Origin of the sequence: Paraburkholderia franconis (assembly GCF_009362735.1) — a bacterium.
Lineage (GTDB): Bacteria > Pseudomonadota > Gammaproteobacteria > Burkholderiales > Burkholderiaceae > Paraburkholderia > Paraburkholderia franconis.
On the sequence record NZ_WHNP01000080.1, the window covers coordinates 21,210 to 27,370 of the forward strand.

4 protein-coding genes and 2 pseudogenes are annotated in these 6,161 nt (G+C 59.6%); 3 read left to right on the forward strand and 3 right to left on the reverse strand.

The window, feature by feature from the left end:
• Positions 1-81: 81 nt before the first annotated feature.
• The gene (locus GCT13_RS40070; RefSeq protein WP_152767442.1) at positions 82-594 is read left to right on the forward strand and encodes a hypothetical protein; all 513 of its coding nucleotides are present in this window, start codon (positions 82-84) and stop codon (positions 592-594) included.
• A gap of 62 nt (positions 595-656) precedes the next feature.
• Here GCT13_RS40070 and GCT13_RS40075 read toward each other — a convergent pair.
• From GCT13_RS40075 to GCT13_RS40090, 3 genes and pseudogenes are all read right to left on the reverse strand, one after another.
• Positions 657-2,013, reverse strand: a pseudogene (locus GCT13_RS40075) (epoxide hydrolase family protein).
• Positions 2,014-2,270: 257 nt separating this feature from the next.
• On the reverse strand, positions 2,271-3,194 hold the full coding sequence (locus GCT13_RS40080) for an SDR family NAD(P)-dependent oxidoreductase (RefSeq protein ID WP_152767443.1): 924 nt from the start codon (positions 3,192-3,194) through the stop codon (positions 2,271-2,273).
• A gap of 997 nt (positions 3,195-4,191) precedes the next feature.
• A complete protein-coding gene (locus GCT13_RS40090) occupies positions 4,192-5,010 on the reverse strand; it encodes an alpha/beta fold hydrolase (protein WP_227747255.1) in 819 nt (272 codons plus the stop codon).
• 160 nt (positions 5,011-5,170) lie between these two features.
• On the opposite strand from GCT13_RS40090, the gene GCT13_RS40095 reads away from it, so the two are divergent.
• Positions 5,171-5,497 carry a BON domain-containing protein gene (locus tag GCT13_RS40095; RefSeq protein ID WP_227747256.1) on the forward strand — a complete coding sequence of 109 codons (327 nt, stop codon included), beginning with the start codon at positions 5,171-5,173 and terminating at the stop codon, positions 5,495-5,497.
• Positions 5,498-5,960: 463 nt separating this feature from the next.
• A pseudogene (locus GCT13_RS40100) lies at positions 5,961-6,161 on the forward strand (IS5/IS1182 family transposase); the annotation flags it as partial.

Below are 6,161 nucleotides of genomic sequence, written 5' to 3' on the forward strand. Positions count from 1 at the left end.
GCGTCGTCGGCAGTTCCCGTTGTCTTGCATTTCGCCATGCGGTCTTGCTAGAGTGCAACAGGTCCCCGCTGCGAGAAGACCATGCAACTCAGAATATTTGCGGCGCTATGCGGCGTGCTGTTCGCTTCGACCACCGCCATTGCACACGAGACGCATATCGCCGCATTCGATGCACCAGCGAGCGGAAACAAGTACACGCAGCGTTACATCCTTGAAGTTGGTGATGTGCCCGAGCACGAGCTACGGCTGTACGAGTTAGTGCGCAGTTACGGTGGCAAAGACCAGACAATCGAGGGCATCGTTCTCAAAGAAGCCGTCATCCGCGCCACAAGCGACCTGACCGACTTGAATGGGCTCGGACGCAGCTATGTCGAATACAGGATGGAGAATGGCGACAAGATCTTTGCGCGTGGATACTTCCTCAGCCACAAACTGCCCGATAGCAACCGTCTGAAGAACCTCACAGAGCTGGATATCACCGGTGGCACTGGCAAATTCCGCGGCATTCGCGGCGTCGTGCGCGCGGAAACAATTTCCGACTCCAAGGCCTTCAACCAGAACCACACCGAGTTTGAATACTGGTTCGAGAAGTAGTTACGAGGATCCGAGCGATATCCCATTGCTGCGAGACATCGCCCCGTGTTTCTCGCGTCTGCTTATTTCCGTAACGGCCTCAACCCCGCGCGCACTTCCTCAGCGAACAATTCCGGCTGTTCCCACGCCGCGAAGTGTCCGCCCTTGTCGAGCCGGTTGTACCAGATGAGGTTGTGATATGCACGCTCTGTCCAGCTTCGCGGCGCCTGGTAGTTCTCGCGCAGAAACACGCTCACGGCGGCAGGGACGGACACATCGGCGGCAGCGAGGAAGTTGAAGTGCGATTCCCAGTAGAAGCGCGCCGAGGAAACGCCCGTATTCGTCAGCCAGTAGAGCGTGATGTCGTCGAGGACGTCGTCGCGCGTCATCGCGCCTGACGATTCTCCGTTGACGGTGCGTCCGAACACGGCCGAAGTCAGTGCCGCCGCCGGCTGCGTATAGCCGTCGCCGTGATCGAGAAGCCAGCCTGCGAGGCCGATCGGCGAGTCCGACAGTCCATAGAGCGTTTGTGGGCGTGTGCCCATCTCGAGCACGTAGGCGCGGCGCTTTTTCGCCGCGCTGCTGAGCTGCTCGTACGCGTGCTTTTCGTCGTCCAACAGTCCTGCGGGCGGCGGCTCACCCGCCTGCAGCGCCTTGGCGATATCGGCGGGAACGGTGGCCGGGAAGTTGACGTGAATGCCGAGCAACTCGGGCGGCGCCTGCTTGCCCATCACGTTCGCGACCACGCCGCCCAGGTCGCCGCCTTGCGCCGCGAATTTTTCGTATCCGAGGCGCTTCATGAGCGTGACCCACGCGCGGGCAGTGCGCTCCGGACCCCAGCCGATCTCGGTCGGTCTGCCTGAAAACCCGTAGCCCGGCAACGATGGAATGACGAGATGGAATGCGTCGGATGCACTCGCGCCATGCACGGTGGGATTGGTCAGCGGATCGATGATCTTGAATTGCTCGATGACGGAGCCCGGCCATCCATGCGTGACGATGAGCGGCATCGCGTTTTCATGTTTCGACCGGACATGGATGAAGTGAATGTCCAGCCCGTCGACCTCCGTAATGAAGTTCGGCAGCGCATTAAGTCTTGCTTCGAATTTGCGCCAGTCGTAGTCGGTTGACCAGTGGCGCGCGAGTTCCTGCGTCATCGCAAGCGGCACGCCTTGCGAATCGTCGTTGACCGTCTCCTTGTCAGGCCATCGTGTCGCCTTGATGCGTCGGCGCAGATCGGTAAGCTGCGCTTCGGGTACATGTACGCGAAGCGGACGAATCGCAGTCTTATCGCCGCCCGCAGATTTTGCAACCGAGAGAATCGACTGGTTCGTTTCGGCGAAGGCAAGCTGGCTCAGCGAGCCGGCCGCGATGGTTGCCGCCCGTCACGCCGACAAAGCGGCGACGAGACGGCGACCGGGGAAGGGTGTCGTTTGACATGAGAACTCCTGAGGGCAGTGAAGCCAGGTTCGCGTTTGTTCGGAGCGCGCTTTCGTGAATGCCATTCGAACGCATCGATGTATTTCGCGTGTTTCCCGAAACCGCGCTTTTGTATGCGCACGTACCGACACGCCGGATGGCCCCACTGTTACGCGCGGCCTTTATCTCCGCGAAGGCGCGCCCGGCGGTGCCGCATTGCGGGTCGGGCGTATCACTGGATTTTGGTTCGCGTACTGTTGCAATTTCAAACCGGGGCTTTACGCACGAGTGAAATCAGAGGCGTGTTGCTTCACGAAATCGCGCATGCTCGTCGGCGTTTTGCCCGTGAGCTTTAACAGGTCGTCCGTCATGCGGTCGTACCGCCCCTGCGCGTGAAGCTCACCCATCGTTCCAACGTGCCTGACGAGATGCTCGGGCACGCCCATCTCGCGAAGACGGGCCGCCCATGCGGAAACAGGCACATCGCGGTAGCGGATCGTCCGGCCCAGCACCTCGGAAAAGACGCGCGAGTAGTGCTCGAGGTCGGCCGACTCGGGCCCCGTCAGGTTGAAGACCTTGCCGATGTGCGGCGCCGGATCGTCGAGGATCACGGACACAGCACGCGCCACATCGACCGCCGAGACGGGCGACGTTCTGCCGTTGCCAAGCGGCACCGCCAGTTCGTCCCGCTCGCGCACGCCCTCGGCGGTCAGAAGCCGAAAGAAGCCTTCGAAGAAGACCGTGGGCCGCACCGTGACAACCGGCAGTCCCGACCATTCCAGCGCCTGTTCCGCAAGCCAGTGCAGCTTGTGCTGGGGGCTGTCGGTGGTCTCCGTGATGCTCATCTGGGTGACTGTCATCTGGGACATGTTCACGAAAGCTTCGACACCATGGTGGCGCGCGACTGCGGCGGTGTTGACCGTGGCTTCCAGATAGGAAGGGGAGACAGACATGCCAAAGTAGATGCGTGAACAGCCGTCGATGGCGCGATGCATCGAAGCGAGGTCCGTCAGGTCGCCCAGCACGACCTCGGCGCCAAGCCGGCGCAGATCTTCGGCGCGCTTATCCTCGCGGCGGACCATGGCGCGCACCTTGTGTCCCTTGGCGAGAAGCATTTCGGTGAGGCTGCGGCCAATGCCACCAACAGCGCCAGCTGCGCCCGTTACCAGAATGGGCCGGGCATGTACGGGTTTCGTCGTCATGTCATTTACCTTTTCGTTTCACTAGTCTATGCATATACACATACAAATACGCGTCATGCACGATATTCGTTGCTGCTCAGCCTTCAACTGTCGTGCTTCTGTTGATCGGCTGGCAAGAAGTCAGGCATCGTCTCGCTGACGATAATGCGGTGCTCCTCCTGCACGAAATGCCCGCTGTTCGCCACCTCCACTGCGGCCATGCCGGTGGATTTCCGTACCACAACGGTGCCCACAGCAACGCTTCGCCTCGTTCGGTAAGCGAAAGGAGACGGCTGCGTCCATCTGTGCCGGGCAGTCCTTCAGCGATCCATCCCTGCGCGATGAGCGGTTGCAGGTTTCTCGTCAGGGTCGAACGATCCTGGTGATTCCTGCGCCCGAGATTCGAACGGCTAAGCGGCCCGAGTTTCGTAATGAGCACGCGGAGGGAGAATTGAGGTGCGTTGATGCCAAACGGCCGCAGTGCGTCGTCGTAAATCGTGGTGAGGACCCGGGAAATTTGCCGCGTCCGTGTAAGCAGGCAATTGCGCGAGCTGCCTGGTCACCTTATCGTTCGCATCGTATTGAATGTCCACGCCCGTGTTCGACCTCACATTGCACATGCAACATCGACGTCCCGAACGTCATCAGCTTGAATCGCGCCCGTCGTCGATGAGCGTATTAGAGCGTGCAGACGTATCCAAGATGTGTCGTAAAGCAGTGGGTATGTGTACTTTTGTATCGCGGTGTAGCACGGATACATTGCCGTACATACAGCAGGCGGGGTACCGTCATCGCGGAGTCAAGACGCATCTGCAAGCGCGATATCGATGCCCCGCGCCAGCCATTTGCGCGCGTCGATATCGCAGCGTGGGTCGATAACATCACGCCAACGAGAAAGCAGGTGCTATTTTTTCTCCCGCTGTTCACGGGATCGCGCGGCTGTGCCGACTATCGCGAAGGGGCAGTCGCTTGCCGGCGCGAGTGATCGACCCTGCGTCACCGGGCGCACGTTCCTGCATCAAAACCTGTCCACGTCGATTACGGCCTGCACGAATGCCTGCGGTGCTTCTTGCGGGAGGTTATGGCCAATACCGCCCGTGATGGTCCGGTGCTCGTATCTGCCCGTGAACTTCGCGCCATATGCACCGGGTGGCACGTGAAAGGCACCGTTCGCATCGCCTTCCATGGTGATGCTCGGAACAGTGATCGGCGGCGCTGAGGCGAGTCGCCGCTCCAGGTCCTCATAGTTTGCCTCGCCTGTGGCAAGTCCTTGCCGCCAGCGATAGTTGTGGATGGTGATGCTAACGTGGTCTGGATTGGTGAATGCCGACGCACTGCGCTCGAAGGCCGCGTCATCGAAGTCCCACTTCGGAGAGGCTTGCCGCCAGATCAACCTGACGAAATCATGGGTGTATTTCTCGTAGCCCGCTCGCCCACGCTCAGTTGCGAAATAGAACTGGTACCACCACGCCAGTTCTCCGTCTGGTGGCAACGGCATCTTGCCCGCTTCCTGACTGCCAATCAGATAGCCGCTAACCGATACCAACCCCTTGCAGCGATCGGGCCATAGCACCGCGATGATGTCCGCGGTGCGTGCGCCCCAGTCGAAACCCGCAAGGATCGCTTTCTGGATTTTAAGGGCGTCCATCAGCGCAATGATGTCGACTGCCACGGCCGCGGGTTCGCCATTGCGCATGGTCTGATCGGAGAGGAAGCGCGTCGACCCATAGCCGCGCAGATAGGGAACGATGACCCGATACCCGCGGGAAGCCAGGTATGGCGCAACGTCGACGAAGCTGTGAATGTCATAAGGCCAGCCGCCTTCGTAATAAAACATGCGTGCGCGCAACCGCAACGCAGAGGCCGTGACAAAGCTATCGGCAGTTGTTTGTAAAGATTGTGGCACGTTGCGATCCCCCGACAGGGGCTAGCGTACCGCACTGGCACTGGAGGGAACGATCAGAGCTATCAAGATAGTCGGACTGGCCGGTTCTGCGTTGATCGTCGCCGCATCCGTGAACGCGTGGTCACAGGGCAGCGAATCCGCTGCAACGTCGACGGCAACGCAAAGCACGTCTAAGTCCGCCGTCAGGAAAGCTAACCATGCACTCAGTAAAAGGGTAAGTCAGGCGCTCTCGAAGGCCGGTGTTGACACCACTGGGATCAATGTGCTCGCAAAAAATGGTGCGGTGACGCTTGCCGGAAGCGTCACAGACGCCTCTCAGATCGAGAAAGCTGGCTCGGTAGCGAAGGGCGTTTCTGGCATTACATCCATGAAAAATGCACTGACGATTCACGAGGGGGGCAATAGTTCGTCGCGCTGATTCAGCTGCGTTTTGCGTCTTCCTCACTGGGCGGCTACGGTTCACATCAGCGTGCTTTTACCGCACCGTGCGGCGTCGAAGCCCTCATGCTGGCGATTCTGAACGATACAACCGCGTGATGAGGCGCTTTCGGCCAAGGCGTAACGACGCGTTGAGCCCTGCCGGGCACATCATGTAAAGCATGCACGAACGCATCCTCCGCACCGTTCACCAGAACAGACGTCGTATGCCAACGGCAACACCGAACTGATTCTCACCGGGAATGCTGGAAGGCATCGAAGTTTGTGAACCTGACGTTGCGAGCCGATTCACCACGCCCTCAAGCGATACATCACGCATAGCCGGATGCAGCTCGCGTTTGCCTAACAGGCTGTTGAATTTCGATCCCGCGTAAACGGGATCCTGGGGCCGAACGTTATGGAAATCCTGTTCATGATCTTTGGCAGTGAATTCGATGCGCGGAATGGATGAGATGCAGGAAGCTCTTTTCACGACGGTCAAGCTTGAGGACTTCGTTCCGGCCGATCATCCGTTGCGCCCCATACGGTTGCTGGTCAATCAGGCGTTGAAGCGGCTCAACGGATTGTTCGGCATCATCTATGCGGACAGCGGCCGGGCCTCGATTGCACCGGAGAAGCTGGTGCGTGCGCTTCTGTTGCAGGTG

Excerpts from the sequence above, each read along its gene's own strand:
- GCT13_RS40070 (WP_152767442.1), top strand. The coding sequence starts at position 82 with ATGCAACTCAGAATATTTGCGGCGCTATGCGGCGTGCTGTTCGCTTCG.
- GCT13_RS40080 (WP_152767443.1), bottom strand. The coding sequence starts at position 3,194 with ATGACGACGAAACCCGTACATGCCCGGCCCATTCTGGTAACGGGCGCA.
- GCT13_RS40090 (WP_227747255.1), bottom strand. The coding sequence starts at position 5,010 with ATGTTTTATTACGAAGGCGGCTGGCCTTATGACATTCACAGCTTCGTC.